This is a genomic window from Sphingomonas sp. Leaf28 (assembly GCF_001421685.1).
GTDB lineage: Bacteria > Pseudomonadota > Alphaproteobacteria > Sphingomonadales > Sphingomonadaceae > Sphingomonas > Sphingomonas aurantiaca.
The window spans coordinates 86,190-106,959 of record NZ_LMKX01000008.1; the positions used below are offsets into that span (position 1 = coordinate 86,190).

Below are 20,770 nucleotides of genomic sequence, written 5' to 3' on the forward strand. Positions count from 1 at the left end.
CTTAATCCAGCGCGTATGCGTCATCGACATCGAGTTCGCGGACGCCGCGGCGCTGGCGGGCGCGGTCGACGAGCTTGCGCAGGCCTTCGCGACGCTCGCGCGCCATCGGAATATCGCGGAGACTGAACTCGCCCCCCGCCGTCGTGCGATCGCTCGAGGTGAGCGTGATCGTGCCGATATCGGTCATCTGGTTGAGCAGCGAATAGCCGAGCCGGACGTCCTTGATGCGGTAGAGTTCGACCTCGTCGATCGTCTTGAACAGGATGCCGCGCTTGATGATCAGCCGCTGGTCGGTGATCTCGTACGTCGCGCTGCGGTTCCTGAGCCAGCGGACGCCGATCAGGACGAAGCCGATTCCGACCAGGCAGGTGAGCAGCGTTCCCCAGCCGGCAAAGCTGCCGAGCAGCCAGCGGCGCGTGCTGGACCGGAATTCATCGACTGGGCGCTCCACGGGGGGACTCCTTGGGGTGGTGGCGGGACGGTAGGCGAGGGGGATGGCGTGTCAATCGGGTCTGGCCGTCGCCTTAATTCCTGCGACCATTCCCCGCGTTGTCGACATTCCCGCTAAGTCGGTACTCAATTATGAGGGCAAGCTCTCAACCTGCACCACCCCGGCGAAGGCCGGGGTCCAATTGGGTAACGGTGCTAACCGATGCCGGCGCTTCGTTATTTCCACCTTTCCACTTGGGCCCCGGCCTCCGCCGGGGTGGTGGTCTATCTGGGCTGTCCGTCGCGGATCACACCGCTCGCCGCCAGCTGCGCATCGACCTCCGCCAGCAACGCATCGAGCGCCGCCTGGTCCTTCGCTTCCGCGCGCACGGTCAGCATCGCCTGCGTGTTCGACGCGCGCAGCAGCCACCAGCCGTCGGCGGTCGTCACGCGTGCGCCGTCGGTGAGGGTCATCTCGGCGCCATCCGCCTGCAACCGCGCGATCACCTCGTCCACCACCGCGAACTTGCGCGCGTCGTCGACCGGAAAGCGCAGGTCGGGCGTCGCCACCAGCGCGGGCATCGCGTCGCAGAGTTCGGTCAGCGACTGCCCGGACAGGTGAACCGCACGGATCAGCCGTACCGCTGCGTAGTGCGCGTCGTCGAAGCCGTAATATTCGCCCGCGAAGAACAGGTGCCCGCTCAGTTCGCCGCCGATCGGCGCCCCCGTGCGAGTCATCGCGGTCTTCATCAGGCTGTGGCCGGTGGGTGCCATCACCGGCTCGCCGCCCAATGCCGCGATTCGATCGAACAGCGCTTGCGAGGATTTCACGTCGGCGACGATCGGTGCGCCGGGATGCTCGCGCAGCGCAGGTTCGACCAATATGGAGAGGATCTGATCGCCCCAAATCACGCGTCCCAGCCCGTCGACCGCGCCGATCCGGTCGCCGTCCCCGTCAAAGGCTAATCCGAAATGGAGGTTCTTCTCCACCACAAGCCGCTTCAGATCGGCAAGATTGGATTCCACGGTAGGATCGGGATGATGGTTGGGAAAATTGCCGTCTACATCGGCGAACAGCACATGATGCTCACCGGGGAGGAGCTTGACGAGCTTCTCGATCGCCGGGCCGGAGGCACCGTTGCCGGTGTCCCAGCCGATCCGGTACGCGCCCCCGGCATAGCCCGCCACGAGCCGCGACACATAGGCATCGAGGACGTCGGCGGTCGTCACAATGCCCGCGCCTTCGCTCCAGGCACCCGTCGCGGCAAGCGTGGCGAGCCCCTGGATGGCGTCGCCGAAAAATGGCGCATGCGCCTGTACGATCTTGCAGCCATTATACTCGGGGGGATTATGGCTGCCGGTTACCTGGATGCCGCCATCCACTTCTAGCGTGGCCTCGGCGTAATAGAGCATCGGCGAGGTGCTCAGCCCGATCCGGACGACGTCGACGCCGCCCGCGGTCAGGCCGGACACTAGCGCGGCTTCGAGTTCGGGGGAGGAGAGGCGGCCGTCATAGCCGACGACGACGCGGCGACCGCCGGCCTCGCGGATACGGGTGGCGAAGCCGCGGCCGATCGCGACCGCGTCGGCGGGGCCGAGCGCTTTGCCGACGATCCCGCGGATGTCGTATTCGCGCAGCGAGGTCGGATCGAACTGGTGGGTCATGGGCCTCTCGACGATTATGTCTCACGAGTGTTCCCCTGCGAAGGCGGGGGCCCAGGGCCAAGAGCGATAGCATTCGTAACCCTGGGCTCCTGCGCTCGCAGGAGAACGGAAGGTTAGCGCGCGCGCTTCAGCAGCAGATCGCGCGCGGCGTTCACCCGGCGGGTCAGGTCGGTCGAGCCGCCGCGGTCGGGGTGGACCGAGGCGATCAGGCGGCGGTGCGCGCTGCGGATCGCGTCGGCGTCCGCGGTGCGATCGATGCCGAGGATCGAGCGCGCCTCGGCTTCGTCCGTCACCACCGCGCGTTCAGATTTGGCCTTCGGCTTGGGGCGAAGATAATGCCAGGCCAGCCAGATGAAGACGGCGGCGACGATCCACTTCACGCAGCGACGCCGGGCACCGGGGGCTGCTCCGCGGCGATATCGGGCAGCTGCAGCGCCGCCATCATCTCGCGCAGTTCCTGGCGCGCGGCGACATGGCCGAGGCCCATGCTGCCGAATTCCTTCGAATCGATCATCGTCAGCCCGGCGGGAAACATCTCGCGGTAGATGACGCGCTCGCCGAGGCCCGGGATGATCCGGAAGCCGACCCGCTTGGCCAGTTGCGCCAGCGCATCCGACACGCGGCGCATGTTGCGCGCCTCGATATGCTGGAGGCGGTTGCGCAGCACGACCCAATCGATCGTCGTGCCATCGGCACGCGCCCGCTGCTTGCGCGCATCCCAGATGAGTTCTGAATAGAAGCTCGGCCGCGTGACCTGATAGGTTTCGGGATCGACCTGCCCGATCAGGTCGAAGTCGACGAAGCTGTCGTTCATCGGCGTGACCAGCGTGTTCGACAGCGCGGCGGCGGTGCGCGCGAACGGATCGTCGCGGCCCGGCGTGTCGACGACGAGGAAGTCCGATCCCTCGCACAGCGAATGCCACAGATCCTCGAACTGGTCCTCGCTCTGCGCCGACAGCGTCGCGTGCCGCGGCATCGGCAGCACCGATCCGTTGCGCCGCATCGTCTCCGCGCGGTTGTCGAGATAGCGGCCGACGGTGCGCTGGCGATGATCCAGATCGAGACACGCGACGCGTGCGCCCTTGGCGGCGAGCGCGATCGCGACGTGCACCGCGGTCGTCGACTTGCCGGTGCCGCCCTTCTCGTTGGCGAACACGATGACGTGCGTCGAAGGTAGGGAAGAATCCGGGCCCGTGGCCAACGCGCGTTTCCTTATTGATCGTAACTGTCACCCTTCATAGAAGCCGCGACCGCACTTATCGAGTAGGAGTTTCGCGTGGACATCGTCCGGGACCTGAATACGTTGCGCGACAGCGTCGCCGCCTTCCGTGCGGCGGGGCAGCGCGTGGCGCTCGTCCCGACGATGGGGGCGCTCCACGCCGGCCATGTCGCGCTGATCGAGGCGGCGAAACGGCCGGGGACCAGGGTCGTCGCGTCGATCTTCGTGAACCCCAAGCAGTTCGGGCCGAACGAGGATCTGTCGCGCTATCCGCGGCGCGAGATGGCCGATGTCCGGATGCTCACCGAGGCGGGATGCGACCTGCTCTGGTTGCCGTCGGTCGAGGCGATGTATCCCGACGGTTTCGCGACGACGGTGCGAGTCTCGGGCGTCAGCGACGGGTTCGACGGCGCGGCCCGGCCCGGCCATTTCGACGGCGTCGCGACCGTGGTGTCCAAGCTGTTCAACCAGGTCGGCCCCGACGCGGCGTATTTCGGCGAGAAGGATTACCAGCAGCTCGCGGTCGTCCGGCGGTTCGTCACCGATCTCGACTTCGCGATCGATATCGTCGGCGTGCCGACGCAGCGCGACGACGACGGCCTCGCGATGTCGTCGCGCAACATCTATCTCGACGACGAGCAGCGCAAGCAGGCGGTTGCGCTGCCACGCGCGCTGGGCGTGGCCGCGCGCGCGATCGCGAAGGGCGAGGATGTCGATTCGGTGCTCGACGATGCGCGGACGACTCTGGTCGGCGCGGGGTTCGCGATCGACTACGTCGCGCTTGCGGATGCGGAGACGCTCTTCGAGAACCCCGCGGCGGACCGTCCGCGGCGGTTGCTGGCGGCGGCCCGGATGGGCGCGACCCGGCTGATCGACAACATCGCGATCGAATAGCGCAACGCGTTGTAAAATTGAGACGTTAACCCATTAACCATTCCGTAGTGGGAATCGTCGCAGTCTGCCCCAACGAACATTGGGGGCAGACCATGGGTAGCAGTCTCAAGAGCGCGAATTTCCTGATCGAACGCCGTCTGAAGGACGCCGCGCGCGGCGACGACCGGGCGTGCTACGAACTCGGCATGGTCTATTCGACCGGCGCGTCGGGCGTAGTCCTCGACCTGATCGAGGCGCACAAGTGGTTCAACCTGGCGGCGGTGTCGGGCAACATCGCGGCGCAGGAATGCCGCGCGCAGATCGCCGAGGACATGACCGCGCGCGAAATCTCGGTGGCACAGCGCGCCGCGCGCGACTGGATGCAACTGACCCAGCGCCGCGCGGCCTGATCCTCCCCGGAACGGGGAGGGGGACCGTTCGCCGCTTGGCGAAGGGTGGAGGGGGCTCGCCGCGGACTGTAGCGTTGTTGGGGCTCGGTTTACGAACCGGTACGCTCGGGGAAGCCCCCCTCCACCATCCTTCGGATGGTCCCCCTCCCCTTGCAGGGGAGGATTAGGCTTCCGCTTTCTTCTTTGGCGCGGCTTTCTTGGCGGGGGCCTTTTTCGCCGGAGCCTTCTTTGCAGGCGCCGCCTTCGTCTCCCCATCCTTGGCGGCTACAGCCTTGGCCGGTGCCTTCTTCGCCGCCGGCTTCTTGGCGGGGGCCTTCTTCTTCTTGGTCGCGGGCGCTGCCGCCGCGCGCGCGTCGATCAGCGAGGCGGCTTCCTCCAGCGTCAGCTGGTCCTTCTCGATCGACTTGGGCAACGTCGCATTCGTCGTGCCGTCGGTGACGTAGGGGCCGTAACGCCCCTCCATCAGCTTGATCTCCGCCTCGGTGCGCGGATGGTTGCCCAGTATCTTGAGCGGCGCCTGCGCCCCGCGCGCGGTGCGACCGCCGCCCGCCGCGGCTTCGGCGAGCTTCACGACCGCCGCGTTCATGCCCGTCTCGAACACGTCCGCGGTGGTCGTGAGACGCGCATATTTGCCCTCATGCTTGAGATACGGCCCGAACTTGCCGATCGTCGCGATGATCGGCTCGCCGGTCTCGGGGTGATTGCCGACCGTCCGCGGGAGCGAGAGCAGCTTGATCGCCCATTCGAGGTTGAGCTCGCCGATATCCTTCGGGATCGACGCCATCTTGCGGTCTTCGCCCTCGCCGATCTGCAGATACGGGCCGAAGCGCCCCGACTTGCGCTCGATCGGCTGGCCGGTGTCGGGATGCGTGCCGAGCGTCGACGGACCCGCATCCGCCTCCGCGTCACCGCCGGGCTGCGCGAAGCGGCGGGTATATTTGCACTCGGGATAGTTGGAGCAGGCGATGAACGCGCCGAACTTGCCACCGCGCAGCGCCAGCTGTCCCTCGCCGCAATTCGGGCAGAGGCGGGGATCGCCGCCGTCCGCCTTGGCGGGGAAGAGGTAGGGCGCGAGGAAGGTGTCGAGCTCGGCGGTGATCGCGCTGGGCTGCTGCTCCATCACCTCGTTGGTGCGCGGCTTGAAATCGCGCCAGAACGCGTCGAGCACCGACTGCCACTGCGCGCGGCCGCCCGAGACGTCGTCGAGCTCCTCCTCGAGTTCGGCGGTGTAGTCGTAACCGACATATTTCTCGAAGAAGCGTTCGAGGAACGCCGTCACGAGGCGCCCGCTCTCCTCGGCGAAGAAGCGGTTCTTCTCGATCCGGACATAGGCGCGGTCCTTCAACGTCTTGATGATCGAGGCGTAGGTGGATGGACGGCCGATGCCGAGCTCCTCCATCCGCTTGACCAGCGAGGCTTCGGAGAAGCGCGGCGGCGGCTGCGTGAAGTGCTGCTCGGCGTCGACCTTCTTCTTGGCGGGGGCATCGCCCTCCTTCATCCGCGGCAGGCGACGCGCGTCCTCGTCCTGCGTGTCGTCCGCGCCTTCCTCGTACAGCGCGAGATAGCCGGGGAAGAGCACGACCTGACCGGTGGCGCGCAGGATGTTGCGCCCCGTCCCGTCGGCCATCTCGACCGTGGTGCGCTCCATCCGCGCCGACGCCATCTGGCTGGCGAGCGCGCGCTTGAAGATCAGGTCGTACAGCCGCGCATGATCGCCGCCGCCGGCCTTGTCCTTGCCGAAATCGGTCGGGCGGATCGCCTCATGCGCTTCCTGCGCGTTCTTCGCCTTCGACTGATACTGGCGCGGCTTGTCGGGGACGTAGCTCGCGTCGAAGCGGTTCGCGACCGCGTGGCGCGCGGCGCTGATCGCGCTGCCGTCCATCTGGACACCGTCGGTACGCATATAGGTGATCGCGCCGTCCTCGTAGAGGCCCTGCGCGATCCGCATCGTGTGATCGGCGGAGAAGCCGAGCTTGCGCGACGCCTCCTGCTGGAGCGTCGACGTGGTGAACGGCGGCGGCGGGTTGCGCGTCGCGGGCTTGGTCTCGACCGTCTGGACCGAGAAATTGCCGTCGAGCACCGCCTGCTTGGCGCGCAGCGCGTCGCCTTCGTTGCCGATCGACAGGCGATCGAGCTTGTTGCCCTCGAACTGCGTCAGGCGCGACTGGAACGCGGTGCCGTCATGCTCCATCTCGGCCGTGACGGACCAATATTCCTGCGGCTTGAACACGTCGATCTCACGCTCGCGCTGGACGATCAGGCGCAGCGAGACGGACTGGACTCGGCCGGCGGACTTGGCGCCGGGCAGCTTGCGCCACAGCACCGGCGAGAGCGTGAAGCCGACGAGGTAATCGAGCGCACGGCGCGCGCGGTAGGCGTCGATCAGGTCGTCGTCGAGCTCGCGCGGGTTCTTCATCGCCTCGGTGACGGTCGCCTTGGTGATCGCGTTGAACGTGACTCGCTCGACCTCCTTCGGCAGCGCTTTGCGCGCACGCAGCACTTCGCGGACGTGCCACGAAATCGCTTCGCCCTCGCGATCCGGATCGGTCGCGAGGATCAGGCGGTCGGCGAGCTTGGCGAGATCGGTGATCGCTTTGAGCTGCTTCGACTTGTCGGCGTAATTCTCCCACGTCATCGCGAACTGGTCGTCGGGATCCACCGAGCCGTCCTTGGGCGGCAGGTCGCGGACATGGCCGTAGCTGGCCAGCACGCGATAGTCGCTGCCGAGATACTTCTCGATGGTTTTGGCCTTGGCAGGCGATTCGACGATGACAAGCTGCATGGGGAAACCGGGATCCTTACGTGTACGCGTACGAGGGTGGCGGCGTCGGGGTAGCCACGTCAACCCGGCGTGAGCCCGGAGTGACGAGCCCCAAGTGCCGTCGCGGCAGCCGGTTTTCCAGAGGGCGGCAGCTTCGCGCCCCCCGAATTTCCCTCACGCATCAGGAAACGCGGTACATTTTTGCAGCGATCCTCCCTTGGCCGGGGAGGATCGCGAACGGACCGTGTAAGGAACGCTAGAAGCGATAGCCGATCGTCGCCTGGGCGGTGCGACGGTTACCGTACCAGCACCAGTTATAGTTGGCGAAGCACGACGTCAGATACTTCTTGTCGAAGATGTTGGCGCCGTTGACCGCCAGGCTCAGCCCGCGCAGCGACGGCGCGAGCTTCTCCAGGTCGTAGCGGACCAGCGCGTCATAGACCGTGTAGGACGGGCTGTTGCGGCCCTGCGTCTCGCCCGGCGTGACGCCGGCATAGACCTGGTCGACATGCCGCACCGCGCCGCCGATCGTCAGCCCCGCGAGCGCGCCCTCCGGTGCGGCCCAGTCCAGCCCGAGCGATGCGCCGCCACGGCCGACGGTCTCCAGACCCCGGCCGACGCGCTGCGGAGCGTCGGCGTCTTCGGTGACCTTGACGCGCTGGCGGCTGAACGCGGCGCGGGCAGTGAAGCCGTAAGGCAGCGGTGCGGTACCCTCGAACTCAACGCCCTGCGAACGTACGCCACCGGTCTGCCGCGATCGCGAGAAGTTCGGCGTCGAGGTGAGAACGTTGGTCTGTTCGATCCGGAACCACGCGCCCGAGAGCAGGATCTGCGTGCCCGGTACTGTGAACTTGGCGCCCGCTTCGAGCTGTTTGCCAAGCGATGGATCAGCGAGACCCGACGATCCATCGCTGAGCTCTATCAGGCTGGGCTGCTGTTCGAAGGAGGTCGAATAGCTGACATACGGCGCCAGCCCGAACGGCAGAGTGTAGAGCGCAGCGGCGCGATACGTGAACCGCTCGTCGTGCTTGACGCCGAGGTTGACCTGCTTCGCGCGTGCCCAATCCTGTCGGCCGCTCAGGACGACACGGAGTTCACCGAGGGCCATCTGGTCCTGCACGTAAACGCCCTGCTGGCGCTGGCGGATCACGGTATAGCCCCCGAACGGATCGGGCACCGCCGCTGGCGTCCGCGGGACTGTCACGGTGCCGTAGACCGGGGCATAGCCGTTGAGAGACGGCGCCGATCCGAACGCGGCGTCCTCGATCGAATGCGCGACCTGGCGGTCGACGCCGAAGAGAAGCGTGTGCTTGATCGGCCCGGTCTGGACCGTGCCGCTCAGCTGGTTGTCGAACGTCCAGTTGTTGAGCTTTTCGCGCGTCGCGTAAGACGCGCGGAGGAATGTCTGGCCGGTCGGATCGCGCGAATCGAGCCCGCCCGCGGTGTAGATCAGCCCCAGATTCGCCTTCACATATTGATAGCGGCCCGAGGAGCGGAACGCCCAGCCGCCGCCTAAATCATGGCGGAAAATGTAGGTGAGCGCGGCCTGGTCGCGGCTGAACCGGTTGCCCGCCTCGCCGCCGTCGAAGCTGGTCGGCAGCTTGCCATTGGGGCTTGCGAGCAGCGTGCCGCTGGCCGGGAACACGCCGTAATCGCCGTTGTAAGGATCATGCGAATAGGCGCCGAGCAGCGTGAAGCTGGTCGAGCTGCCCGCACCCGCGGTCACCGCGGCCGAGATCGTCTGGCGTTCGCGCTTGCCGAATTTCTGCTGCGTGTCGGCGCCGTTCGCGCTGCCGTTGATCCGCCACAGCACGCCCTCGCCCGCGCGCCCGCCGAGATCGGCATCGACGCGGTAGAGATCGTAATTGCCATAGGTCCCGCTGATCGCGCCGTACAACGCCTGGTCGAGCGGGAGCTTGCTCGATTCGGCGACGAGGCCGCCCGGGCTCGACTGGCCGTACAGCACCGACGCGGGCCCCTTGATGACCTCGATCCGGTCGAGCCGCGAGACGTCGACCTGCGGCACCGCATAGCCCGAGCTGCTGCCGAACTGCTTCAGGCCGTCGAGATATACCGGCGCATCGAACCCGCGCAGCTTGAACTGGTCGTACACCTCCGCGCTCGCGCCGCGCGTTTCGGGGGTGACGCCGGCGACGAAGCGCAGCGCCTGGTTGAGGTTCTGGAGGCTGCGACCCGCGATATCGTCGCTGGTGATGACGGTGATCGACTGCGGCGTCTCGGCCAGCGGCGTGTCCGTCTTGGTACCCGACGACGCCTGGTTGCGCGCATGCTGGCCGGTGACGACGACGATCCCGGTGTCGAGACTGGCGGCGGGCGCCTCCGGGGCGGTCTGCGCCAGTCCGGGGGCGGCGGTCGTCGCCGAGGCCAGCAGGACGGCTATGCCGAAACGTCGTGTCATGGGATCCCTTTCGTAATGCGCGCCGGCTACCGTTCTTGATAACTATTATCAATAGCGAATATCGCGGTTGCTGTCCGAGGGCAGCGGCTGTGGTATCCGGGCATCAGTTTGCGCCGCTTCGCCGAGCGCGGGTTGCATCGCGAGCGCTTCCGCAGCACCGCGCGGCATCAAGGACGATCGACGGGATATGAGGCAGGCGATGAACGGACGGGATTTGGCGGTGGAGATCGCGACGGCAGGCGACGCGGCGTGGTTCGCCAAGGCGTCGACGCGGCGCTTGCGGATCCGCAACATGGTGCCGGGCGAGTTCGCCGACGTCACAGGTGCGGCGCCGGTCGGCATGGCGTGGCGGACGATCGTGCTGGAGGCGCAGCCGGGTGCACGCAGCCGTCAGGCGATCGCGCTGCCGATCGCCACGGCGCTCGAGACGTTCGACGACGAGGCGCTGTTCGCGCTGTTCCTGCAGGTCGCCCCGGCGGGCGCGCGCGACGTGATCGCGCGGCTGCGGAAGCTGAAAATGCCCGCCTCGGTCGACGCGCAGACGCCGACGAAGGACTGACGGTTCGGCCCTTCGCGACGTCCTTGCGGCGCGAAACGCGCTGCGGCGGACATGGTTTGGACACATATCGGACCAAGCGAGCCGCACGCGTGACGGACCGTGCTTCCGCTCCGGCGATCTAATGCTAGCTTATCACCAGTGATGCGCGCTTCATGGCGCTGCGTCCTTGGCGCCCCGCCCGGATACGAGAGTGTCGCACGGACGGGCGGGGCGCCACCGTTCACCAGAAATTCACCAAGTCCTTGCAAAGCGGTCCGCAGAGGATTCGCTTAGTAATGCGTACCTTCTGCGCTCCGCCGGTTTCAGTCACACGGACAGGCGGAGCGCAAAACCTCTGTCCCGTCCGTGCTATGCAAGCCCCTGGCGCGAGAGACGCGCGTCGATCAGGTCGAGCTCGCGGCCGAGCTGCTCCGCCAGCGTGACGCCGATTTCCCGCCGCCGCGCCAGATCGAAGATCGCATTGCGCTCGGCACGGACCGCGGCCAGCCGCATGTCGCGCTCGATCGGCGCATCCGCCTGGCCGGTGCGGTCCTCGGGCAGCGTCGCCAGGCTGTCGATCCGCTCGCGATACTGGTCCATCAGCCGCGCGGCGATGTCGGTGAAGCGATCCGGATCGTCGCGCCCCTCCGCCATCTGGTGCTGGACACGATCGAGCTCGGCGATCGCCGCCTTGGCGGAGACCAGCCGGGCCCGATCGCGCGCCGCCGCGATGCCTTCGTCGGGCGGCAGGTTCAATCCGCGCAGCAGCAGCGGCAGCGCGACCGCGGCGATCACGAGCGACGACAGGATCACGCCCGACGCGAGGAAGATCACCAGATCGCGCGCCGGGAACGGCGTCCCGTCGTTCAGCGTGAGTGGCAGAGTCAGCGCACCCGCCAGCGTGATCGCACCGCGTGCGCCCGCCGCCGACATCGCCGCGATGATCCGGCGCGGCGGGCTGACCGCGGCGTCATCGTGCCGCCGCGCGCGCAGCAGCGTCAACTGCATCGACACCCACACCCAGCCATAGCGCAGCACCGCGAGGCCGAGCACGACTGCGAAGACATAGATCGCCAGCCACCACGGGCTGACATGCCCGGTCGCGGTGACGGTATCGCGCGCGCGCACGAACACCTCGGGCAATTGCTCGCCGAGCAGCACGAAGATCACGCCGTTGAGCGTGAATTGCAGCATGTCCCACACCGCGCGGCGACGGATCCGCGTGCCGGCGGCGACTCCGCTGGTCGCACCGGTGAAGGTCATCGCGATGCCCGCGGCGGCGGCGGCCAGGACGCCCGAGGCATGGACATGCTCGGCCGCGAGATAGGCGGCGAACGGGATCAGCAGGCTGACCAGGATGTTCGAGCCGGTCTCGTCGCCGAACCGCCGCGCGAACGCCGCCTTGCTCGCGACGATCGCCCAGGTGACGCCGACGCCGATCGCGACGCCGGCGAGCGCCATCCACGCAAAGGTCAGCGTCGCTTCGCCGAGCGAGAAGCTGCCCGTCAGTACCGCGGCGATCGCGAAGCGCACGCAGACCAGCCCCGACGCATCGTTCAGCAACGCCTCGCCCTCCAGAATGTGCATCATCCGCTTCGGGATCGGCGCCTTCTGCGCGACCGCGGACACCGCGATCGGATCGGTCGGCGAGACGACCGCCGCCAGCGCGAACGCGACGCCCAGCGGCATCGTCGGGATCAGCCAGTGGATGAACACGCCCATGCCCAGCACGGTCAGGAAGACGAGCCCGAGCGCGAGCCCGAGCACCGCGCCGCGATCGCGGACCAGCTCGTCCTTCGGAATCCGCCAGCCGTCGAGGAACAGCAATGGGGGAACGAGCAGCAGGAAGAACAGTTCGGGATCGAGCTCGACGCGGACATGCGCGACCATGCCGATCAGGGCCCCCAGCGCGATCTGAACGAGCGGCCGCGGCAAGGCGGACGGCAACATCCGCGACGCCATCCCGCTGATGACGACGGCGAGCAACAGGAACAGGCACAGGGTAACGATCTGCAAAACGGAAGGCCCTCGGTTGATGTCGAGGCGCCCCTATACACGGATTGTCGTCTTTTGGGGGATCGTCCGGTCGGCGGTTTGGTTCGTGTTTCGCCCAGAGTCGGACGTTGACGGCCCCGCGGAACCGGCCAATATCTCGAAGATGCGTACGGTTAATATTATCCGGCTTGTCGGCTTGGCCGCCGTTTTCGGCGGGCTTCCGCTCTATTGGTGGGCGTTCCCACCAACGCTACCGATTGGAACTGCAAACGGTTCATACGCAAATGCGTGTTGTGGCTCGATCGCCTTCCGGAACGGTGAGATGAGACACGATCGCGAGATTCTCGAGTATACGGTCGAATACGATAAGGGCGGGGCCTATGTGCTGCCTAATGCTTTAGTAAGTGTCGCAAGCGGCCGCCTCGACATTGATAGAAGCGCGAACCCGCTGAAATTACGACTTGATCGTCAGGGTGGCCCTTTCAGCCTTGAGATAATGGATAGGAGTGATGCGCCTTCCCACACGTTCGAACGGGTGAATGGCAGCTAACCTCCCCAAACCAGACGGTGCGTGCGAGGCCTGTTGATTCTATCGCGTGATCGCCTCGGCATGGCGGACGATGTCTTCGCAGAGGCGGTGGGTGGCGAGGATGTCTTCGGCCGCAGTCGGGCGGGCTTCGCGGACGCCGGCGAGGAAGTCGGCGCACATCGCTTCGAAGCCGCGTTGGCGGGTGACCGGGGTCCAGTCGCCGCGCCGCGCGTGCGTGTCGGTGCCGGCCTGGTCGCGCGTTTCGGAGAGGTTGAGGACCGAGCGGCGGCGGTCGGCGGCGATGACGTCGAGCCGCTCCTCGTCGAGGCCGGAGTCGCGCTGCATCGTGCCGATCGCGTGATGGCCATCGCCCGCGAGCGTCAGCGTGATCCCGCTGAGCAGGCCGTCACGGACGATCGTCTCGATCTGCGTCCGGGCGATCGGTCCGGGGGCGAGGAACCGCAGCGTGTCGACGACGTGGATGAAGTCGTCGAACACCACGCGGCGCGGGGTGTCGGGCTGCGCGTGGCGATGCTTCTGCATCAGCATGAACGCGCGGGGTTCGCTGCGCAGCGCGGCATAATCGGGTGCGAAGCGGCGGTTGAACCCGATGGCGAGCAGGCGGCGCTGGCGGTGCGCGAGATCGACCAGCCGTGCGGCCGCGTCGAACGTGTCCGCGAGCGGCTTGTCGACCAGCACCGCGGCACCATGGCCAAGCAGCGTCTCGACCATCTCGGGGTGCGCGGGCGTTGCCGAATGGACGAACGCGGCATCGAAGCGCGTCGCGGACAGCGCCGAGTCGAGACTGTCGTGCAAGTGCGCTATCCGGTACGTCTCGCCCAGCGCGGCGAGCACGGCGCGATCGCGCGTGACCAGATGGAGCTCGATCCCCGGCGTCGCTGCCAGCACCGGGAGATAGGCCTTGCGCGCAATGTCGCCGAGCCCTGCCATGATCACGCGCATCGCGCCGTGCCGCTTATTCGGCGACGTCGATCGCGTGGTTCTGGATGATCACCGGGCGCGCGGCGGCGAGATCGCGCGCGGCCAGCCCGAATGCCTTGAAATGGTCCGATGCCATGTGCTGCTGGACCGCGGCGTCGTCGGCATAGAGCTCGTTGAACACGTAGCGGCGCTCGCCATCGGCTTCGCGCCACAGGTCGTAGTGCAGCACGCCGGGCTCGGCGCGCGATGCGGCGACGCAGATGCGCGCGGCGTCGACAAACGCGTCCTCGCTGCCGGGCTTCACGGTGACGAAGGCGATGATCTTGACGGACATGGGGCATCCTTCCTCTTGAGGTTGCCGCGTTCTGACGCGGGACGCCACGCGCGACAAGCCTCGTCTAGAACTGGCCGCCGATGTTGAAGGTGATCAGCTTGCTGTCGTCGCCCGGCGCCTTGAGCAGCGCCTTGGCCAGATCGATCCGCAAGGGGCCGAACGGCGAGGTCCAGTTGACGCCCACGCCGACCGACAGCCGCGGGCTGGCGGTGTTGCCCGAATAGGTCTCCTTATAGGTGCCCAGCGAATAGGTGTAGGGCGTGCCGGTGTTGGTGGTCGTGCTGGAGCCCGCGGAATCCAGATACAGCAGCTCGCCCGACGTGTTGGTATATTGGCGCGTGCCCGCGACGCACGCGATCGAGGCGGTGTTGGCGGCGGCGCAGGTGTCGGTGAGGGTGGGTTGCTTGCCGCCGAACACCGCGCCGACATCCATGTAGATCGACGGACGAAGACCCAGTTCGCGCGCACCCGCGCCGAGCGGCAGTTCGAGCTCGAGCCGCGCCTGGTAATAGGTCGTGCCGCCCAGCGCGGTCTGGGTGTTCGAGCTGTTCGTGCTCGACAGCGTCGCAGGGACGGTCGACGTGTCGTAATAGGTCCGCGTCACGCGCGGGCCGACGCCGCGAATGTCGAAGCCGCGCATCTGCGGGTCGCCGAGGTAGAAGCGGTCGGTCAGCCGGACGTCCTGCCCCAGCCCCTTGATATAGCCCCCTTCGGCATGCGCCGACAGGATGAAGCTCGACCCGAGGTTCATGTATTTGGTGTAGTTGGCGGTGCTGCGGATATATTTCGTATCGCCGCCCAGCCCGGCGAAATCCTGGCTGATGCTCAGCTTGCTGCCCTTGGTCGGGCGCATCCGGCTGTTGGTGTTGTCGAACACCAGCGAATAGCCGATCGACGAGGTCCAGCGATTGCCCACCGCGTCGCACAGATACGCGCCGGCGATCGCCGGGTCGCACGCGCCGTTGGTGTAATAGGTGTCCTCGTCTAGCGTGACCTGGTCATAGGACAGCCCGTAGCGCGCGGTGGCGGACCAATATTCGGTGAGCGGCACCGCGGCGCGGATCTGGAAGCCGGTCGAGACCTGTTCGTAGGTGGTGTCGTTGCTGTCGCCGGTCGTGCTGTACGAGCTGTAGTCGCGGCGGAAGATATCGCCGCCGAGCGCGACGTTGGTGTCGAACATATACGGCTCGGTAAAGCCCAGGCTGACCGATTTGGAATAGCTCGACAGGCTGGCATTGGCGCGCAGCTCCTGGCCCATGCCGCGGAAATTGCGCTGCGTGATGCTGGCCGAGGCGATGAAGCTCTCGAGGCTCGAATAGCCCGCCGACAGCTGCAGCTCGCCGCTCGATTTCTCCTCCAGGTTGGTCTCGAGGATCACGCGGTCGGGCGCCGAGCCCGGCAGCTGCTTGATCGTCATCTTGTCCTGGAAATAGCCGAGCGAGTTGATCCGGTCCTCCGACCGCTTGACCTGGAAGCTGTTGAAGGCGTCCCCCTCCGCCAGGCGGATCTCGCGGCGGACGACCTTGTCCTTGGTCTGCGTGTTGCCGTTGATCTCGACGCGCTCGACATAGGTGCGCTTGGCTTCGGCGATGTTGAAGTTGATCCCCATCGTCAGCGTGTCGGCGTCCTTCTGGAACTCCGGGTTCACTTCCGAAAAGGCATAGCCGAACAGGCCCGCGGTCTGGCTGAGGTTGTCGACCGAATCCTCGACGAGCTTGGCATTGTACCAGTCACCCTTCTTGAGCGGCAACGTGGCCGCCAGCTTCTTGCTGTCGAAGTCGCGGATCTGGCTGTCGACGCTGACGTCGCCGAATTTGTAGCGTTTCCCCTCCTCCACCACATAGGTGATGATGAAATCCTTCTTGTCGGGCGTCAGTTCGGCGACGGCGGAGGTCACGCGGAAATCGGCATAGCCTTGCGTCAGATAGAATTGCCGCAGCTTCTGCTGGTCATAGCTGAGGCGGTCCTGGTCGTAGCTGGTCGCCGACGACAGCAGGCGGCTCAGGCGCGCCTGCTTGGTCGCCATCTGCGCGCGGATCTGGCTTTCCGAAAACACGGTGTTGCCGAGGATGTTGATCTGGCGGACCTTGGACTTGGGGCCCTCGCTGACGACGAACACGACATCGACCCGGTTCTGGTCGAGCGTCACCATCTTCGGGTCGATGACCGCGGCGAACCGGCCCTGGCGGCGATAGAGTTCGAGGATCCGCGCGATATCCTGGCGGACCGCGGTGCGCGTGAAGATCTGGCGCGGGGCGAGCTTGATCTCTTTCGTGATCTTGTCGCTCTTCAGCGCCTTGTTCCCCTCGATCAGGATGCGGTTGATGATCGGGTTCTCGCGCACGCGCAGCACGATGTTGCCGTCCGCGACGCCCGCGATCGAATAATCGGCGAACAGGTCGCTGGCCTGCAGGTCTTTCAGCGCCTGGTCGAGCGTCTCGGTGGTATAGGGCTTGCCGACGCGCAGCTTGGTGTAGCTCAGGACGGTTTCCGCCTCGATCCGCTGCGCGCCCTCGACACGGAGCGTCTTGATCGTGCGGCCGACGGGCAGGGGGGCCGGGGCGGTAGACCCGAGGGGCTGCCCGGGGGGCGGTCCGGGGGTCTGGGCGGCAGCGACCGGCGTCGCCAGTGTTCCAGCCATGGCCAAGGCCAGGGAACCGGCGCCTAAATCGAACATCATGCCTGCGTCTCCGGGAGTGAGCCGCGGCGCTATGGGGAGCATGTTTCCCCGGGATGTTCCCGTGTTTCGCCAGATCGCAGGCGTGCAACATATCGCCGCGTCCACGCTGCCGCCGCCGACCGTCCGGCCCGCCGGAACGCGCATATGTCGCAGGCGTGTCACGGATCGCCCGCGGGGACATTTCCAGGACATTCCCGCGCCCTAGCTACTGCCCCGCAGGCCGCTGCCGCGCCTGCTTCAGGAAAGGCCGATCATGCGCGTTGCCATCAAGGGTGTATCCGCACCCGACCCCATCCGTCCCGCCGCCTCGCCGCCGATCGTCGACAATCCCTTCGCGCCCGAAATCTTCGCGACCGGGTTCGCCGGGCTGGCGAATTTGAGCGGCGTGATCGTGCTGACGCTGGAGAGCGCGCGCTGCGACCATACCCGCCAGCCGCCGGGCATCGACCGCGTCGTCGTCGGCCGGATCGCGCTCACCAGCAGCGCCGCGCAGGATCTGGTCGCGGGGCTCAACCAGTTCCTCGAACAGCAGGGGTTGAGCCCGTCCAAGGCGATCGCCGGCGGGGCGACGTTCCAGTGAGCGGGGCGCCAGTGAGCGGGGCGGACTATCCCTCGATCTGCCGGACGGTCCGGTTCGATGCCGTCGCGCGGCCCGGCCAGGCGATCGCCAAACGCGCGCGCTGGAGCATACAGCCCCTGTCGGATGTCCGGCCCCGGCGTCTGGTCGTCGCGAAGAGTGTGGGCTGGTCCGCCATCCGTTACAATCTTGTAACAACTGTAACGGTATGACAGTTTGATGAAAGGGCATGAATAGAACCGTGTTCGCAAGACGACACCCGGCGGCCTAATCCGGCGAACACTGGAACACCGCTTGTCGCGCGGGAAATCGCATCGCAGACCTGAGTGGCGGACCTTATCCGTACCCCACAACATCTGCCGCGGCGGTCAAGGATCGCGGTTCAGGGAGTATATTCATGCGTCTCGATTTCCGCGCACGCCTTTTGGCGTCCTCTCTACTGTTGGGTATCGCCGGTCCGGCTTGGGCCCAAACTGCTGACACGACGCCGGCCGAGCCCGCCGCACCCGCATCGGCCGTTGCGCCCGACGCCGCGGGTCAGGCGGAGCCCGCCGACGGCGACACGATCGTCGTGACCGGTTCGCGGCTTGGCGGCGAAAGCCTCAGGCAGGCCTCGCCGATCTCGGTCGTCAGCGCTAAGGAGATCGCGCTGTCGGGCCAGATCAACGTCGAGAGCGTCCTGAAGGACCTGCCGCAGCTGATCCCCAGCACCACCGCGGCCTCGAACAACCCCGGGGGCGGCGTCGCGACCGCGGATCTGCGCGGGCTCGGGTCGACGCGCACGCTCGTGCTCGTCAACAACCGCCGGTACGTCGCGTATGATTCGAACCAGGTCGTCGATCTGAACACCATCCCCGCCGCGCTGATCGAGCGCGTCGACATCGTCACCGGCGGCCGCTCGGCGGTCTATGGTTCGGATGCGATCTCGGGCGTCGTCAACTTCGTGATGAAGAAGGACTTCAGCGGCGTCGCGGCGGGGGCGAACTACCGCATCAACGAGGCGGGCGACGGCGGCACCTTCAACGGCAACCTGCTGATCGGCGGCAATTTCGAGGACGGCCGCGGCAATGCGACGATCTATTTCGATTATACCAAGCGCAACGGCATCCTTCAGTCCGCGCGCGATTATTCGCGGCAGGCGCTGGTCGACGATGGTGCGGGCGGGCTGATCGCCGGCGGTTCGGGCTCGATCGAGGGCACGCGGTTCGCGCTCGGCGGCGTCAACCGCAAGTTCGAGACCGATGGCAGCTACACGCCGTACAATGCGTCGACCGACGCGTATAACTACGCGCCGTCCAACTATCTCCAGGTCCCGCAGCAGCGGTTCCTGATGAGCGCGCAGACGCATTACGAGGTCAGCCCCGCGCTGAACGTGTATGCCGAGGGCCAGCTCATCAACAACCGCGTGAAGAACCAGCTCGCGCCGACGCCGTTCACCGGATCGGTCGCGCTCGACGTCGATTCGTCGTTCCTGTCGCCCAGCTCGCAGGCGCTGCTCCGCGGCCGCGATACCGACGGCGACGGCTATGTCACCTCGACGATCTACCGCCGCCTGACCGAAGTCGGCGCGCGCGTGTCGAGCCTCGACAACACCGCCTATCGCGCGGTGCTCGGTGCCAATGGCGATATCGGCGGCGGCTGGAACTACGACGCCTATTACAGCTATTCGCGCACCCGATCGACCGAGACGCAGTCGGGCAACGTCTCGCGCAGCCGCGTGCTGCAGGCGCTGCGGACGACCTATGATGCGAGCGGCAACCTGGTCTGCTCGGATACCAGCAACGGGTGCGTGCCGCTCAACATCTTCGGCGCGGGCAACATCAGCGCGGCAGCGGCCGATTTCATCACCATCCCCGCGCAGAACACCAGCACGATCAGCGAGCAGGTCGCCAGCGCGTCGATCTCGAACCGCAACCTGTTCGATCTGGGTGCAGGCCCGGTCGGCATCGTGTTCGGTACCGAATATCGCCGCGAACATGGCAGCTACAATCCCGACTTCGCGCTGTCGTCGGGCGACGTCGTCGGCTTCAACGCGGGCGAGGGGCTGAGCGGCGGCTATGACGTCAAGGAAGCCTATACCGAGCTCGCGGTCCCGCTGCTGGCGAACATCCCGCTGATCAAGAAGCTCGAAGTGAATGGCGCCTATCGCTATTCCTATTATTCGACCGCGGCGAAGTCGGTGAACACCTATTCGGGTGGCGTGGTCTGGTCGCTGATCGACGACCTGTCGCTGCGCGGCCAGTATTCGCGGGCCGTCCGCGCACCGACCGTGTCCGATCTCTACAGCGGCTCGTCGCAGGATTTCCCGGCGGCAACCGATCCGTGCACGACCGCGGTCGCGGTGACGAACACCAACCTCAACGCAAGCTGCGTGTCGACGGGCGTCCCGGCGTCGTTGATCGGTACCGCCTATGACGGCGGCAGCACGCAGATCCAGACGGTCAACGGCGGCAACCCCGCGCTGCGCGAGGAAACCTCCGATACCTATACGGGCGGCATCGTCCTGCAGCCGCGCTTCCTGCCGCGCTTCTCGCTGACGGTGGATTACTACAAGATCAAGATCGCCAACTACATCTCGACGGTCGGCACCACGAACCTGATCCGCGCCTGCTACGGCGATGCGGACAATGGCTACACGCCGTACAACGCCAGCTATTGCTCGTCGCTGCCGCGCGATTCCAACAGCTATGCGATCACCGATGCGGTCAACACGCTGGCCAATACCGGCGGCGTCACCACCCGCGGCGTCGATTTCGAGGCGCGCTACGGCCTGCCACTCGGCTTCGGTGCGTTCGGTGCGGAGAGCAGCAAGCTCGATTTCCGAGTCAGCGGAACCCGGTTGATCGCGTTCAACTACAACCCGCTTGCCGCGATTCCCGATCTGACGATCAACTGCGCGGGCAAGTTCGGCCAGACCTGCGGCAACCCCTATGCGAAGTGGCGGCTGTCGTCGCGGACGACCTATTCGACCGGTCCGGTGACCGTGTCGGTGCTCTATCGCTACCTCTCGCCGGTGAAGGACGACGACAGCGGTACGGTCTATGCGGTCGAGCGGATCAAGGCGTATCACTATTTCGACCTGACCGCGGCGTTCGACATCAAGCCGGGCTTCACCTGGTCGGTCGGCGTGAACAACATCTTCGACAAGCAGCCGCCGATCATGGGCGACAACCAGCAGCAGGCGAACACCTATCCGTCGACCTACGACCCGTATGGCCGGGCGTTCTTCGTCAGCACGAACGTCAAGTTCTAGGCGAACCCGTCCCCCTCCCCACGCAAGGGAAGGGGGACAGCGCCGGTCGGCATGAAAAAGGGCGGGGTGGTCACCACCCCGCCCTTTTTCATGCGCCGCCTTTTCGAAGGCCGCCCCGTCATCCCGCAGGACGACGGGGCGGTTTC

16 protein-coding genes are annotated in these 20,770 nt (G+C 66.4%); 6 read left to right on the forward strand and 10 right to left on the reverse strand.

Annotation, left to right across the window (positions count from 1 at the left end; all coding sequences use genetic code 11):
- Nucleotide 1: 1 nt before the first annotated feature.
- From ASE79_RS10915 to ASE79_RS10930, 4 genes are all read right to left on the reverse strand, one after another.
- Nucleotides 2-451: a PH domain-containing protein gene (locus ASE79_RS10915; protein WP_056416112.1), complete on the reverse strand. Its 450-nt coding sequence runs from the start codon at nt 449-451 to the stop codon at nt 2-4.
- 263 nt (nt 452-714) lie between these two features.
- Complete coding sequence (pgmG, locus tag ASE79_RS10920) at nt 715-2,094, reverse strand: phosphoglucomutase/phosphomannomutase PgmG (protein WP_056416115.1); 1,380 nt, start codon at nt 2,092-2,094, stop codon at nt 715-717.
- A gap of 113 nt (nt 2,095-2,207) precedes the next feature.
- Nucleotides 2,208-2,474, reverse strand: coding sequence for a DnaJ domain-containing protein (locus tag ASE79_RS10925; RefSeq protein ID WP_056416118.1), 267 nt, complete (start codon nt 2,472-2,474; stop codon nt 2,208-2,210).
- Nucleotides 2,471-3,295: a division plane positioning ATPase MipZ gene (locus tag ASE79_RS10930; RefSeq protein ID WP_056416120.1), complete on the reverse strand. Its 825-nt coding sequence runs from the start codon at nt 3,293-3,295 to the stop codon at nt 2,471-2,473. Before ASE79_RS10930 ends, ASE79_RS10925 begins: the two co-directional genes overlap by 4 nt.
- 75 nt (nt 3,296-3,370) lie before the next feature.
- On the opposite strand from ASE79_RS10930, the gene panC reads away from it, so the two are divergent.
- Nucleotides 3,371-4,207: a pantoate--beta-alanine ligase gene (gene panC, locus ASE79_RS10935; protein WP_056416125.1), complete on the forward strand. Its 837-nt coding sequence runs from the start codon at nt 3,371-3,373 to the stop codon at nt 4,205-4,207.
- A 92-nt stretch (nt 4,208-4,299) separates the two neighbouring features.
- Complete coding sequence (locus tag ASE79_RS10940) at nt 4,300-4,596, forward strand: sel1 repeat family protein (RefSeq protein ID WP_056416128.1); 297 nt, start codon at nt 4,300-4,302, stop codon at nt 4,594-4,596.
- A gap of 163 nt (nt 4,597-4,759) precedes the next feature.
- Here the strand turns inward: ASE79_RS10940 and topA are convergent, their stop codons facing one another.
- Both topA and ASE79_RS10950 read right to left on the reverse strand, forming a co-directional pair.
- Entirely contained in the window at nt 4,760-7,378 is a 2,619-nt protein-coding gene (gene topA / locus ASE79_RS10945) for a type I DNA topoisomerase (RefSeq protein WP_056416131.1), read from the reverse strand.
- 235 nt (nt 7,379-7,613) lie between these two features.
- The gene (locus tag ASE79_RS10950) at nt 7,614-9,776 is read right to left on the reverse strand and encodes a TonB-dependent siderophore receptor (RefSeq protein WP_056416136.1); all 2,163 of its coding nucleotides are present in this window, start codon (nt 9,774-9,776) and stop codon (nt 7,614-7,616) included.
- Nucleotides 9,777-9,975: 199 nt separating this feature from the next.
- Here ASE79_RS10950 and ASE79_RS10955 point away from each other — a divergent pair, with 199 nt between their 5' ends.
- Entirely contained in the window at nt 9,976-10,335 is a 360-nt protein-coding gene (locus ASE79_RS10955) for a hypothetical protein (protein WP_146168803.1), read from the forward strand.
- 348 nt (nt 10,336-10,683) lie between these two features.
- Here ASE79_RS10955 and ASE79_RS10960 read toward each other — a convergent pair whose 3' ends face one another.
- Nucleotides 10,684-12,330, reverse strand: coding sequence for a Na+/H+ antiporter (locus ASE79_RS10960; RefSeq protein WP_056416143.1), 1,647 nt, complete (start codon nt 12,328-12,330; stop codon nt 10,684-10,686).
- A gap of 142 nt (nt 12,331-12,472) precedes the next feature.
- On the opposite strand from ASE79_RS10960, the gene ASE79_RS21285 reads away from it, so the two are divergent.
- Nucleotides 12,473-12,859 carry a hypothetical protein gene (locus tag ASE79_RS21285; RefSeq protein ID WP_162237037.1) on the forward strand — a complete coding sequence of 129 codons (387 nt, stop codon included), beginning with the start codon at nt 12,473-12,475 and terminating at the stop codon, nt 12,857-12,859.
- A 39-nt stretch (nt 12,860-12,898) separates the two neighbouring features.
- Here the strand turns inward: ASE79_RS21285 and ASE79_RS10970 are convergent, their stop codons facing one another.
- The 3 genes from ASE79_RS10970 to bamA all read right to left on the reverse strand — a co-directional run bounded on the left by ASE79_RS10970 (nt 12,899) and on the right by bamA (nt 16,794).
- Nucleotides 12,899-13,801 carry a Gfo/Idh/MocA family protein gene (locus tag ASE79_RS10970; protein ID WP_056416148.1) on the reverse strand — a complete coding sequence of 301 codons (903 nt, stop codon included), beginning with the start codon at nt 13,799-13,801 and terminating at the stop codon, nt 12,899-12,901.
- A 13-nt stretch (nt 13,802-13,814) separates the two neighbouring features.
- Nucleotides 13,815-14,114: a putative quinol monooxygenase gene (locus tag ASE79_RS10975; protein WP_056416151.1), complete on the reverse strand. Its 300-nt coding sequence runs from the start codon at nt 14,112-14,114 to the stop codon at nt 13,815-13,817.
- Nucleotides 14,115-14,178: 64 nt separating this feature from the next.
- Nucleotides 14,179-16,794, reverse strand: coding sequence for an outer membrane protein assembly factor BamA (bamA, locus tag ASE79_RS10980; RefSeq protein ID WP_082445255.1), 2,616 nt, complete (start codon nt 16,792-16,794; stop codon nt 14,179-14,181).
- A 253-nt stretch (nt 16,795-17,047) separates the two neighbouring features.
- Between bamA and ASE79_RS10985 the strand changes: the two genes are divergently transcribed.
- Together ASE79_RS10985 and ASE79_RS10990 are read left to right on the forward strand one after the other, a co-directional pair.
- Nucleotides 17,048-17,374, forward strand: a complete 327-nt coding sequence (locus tag ASE79_RS10985) for a hypothetical protein (RefSeq protein WP_056416154.1) — start codon at nt 17,048-17,050, stop codon at nt 17,372-17,374.
- A gap of 394 nt (nt 17,375-17,768) precedes the next feature.
- Nucleotides 17,769-20,624 (forward strand): TonB-dependent receptor, encoded by a 2,856-nt coding sequence (locus ASE79_RS10990; protein ID WP_056416156.1) that lies wholly within the window; start codon nt 17,769-17,771, stop codon nt 20,622-20,624.
- The last annotated feature ends 146 nt before the right edge of the window (nt 20,625-20,770 follow it).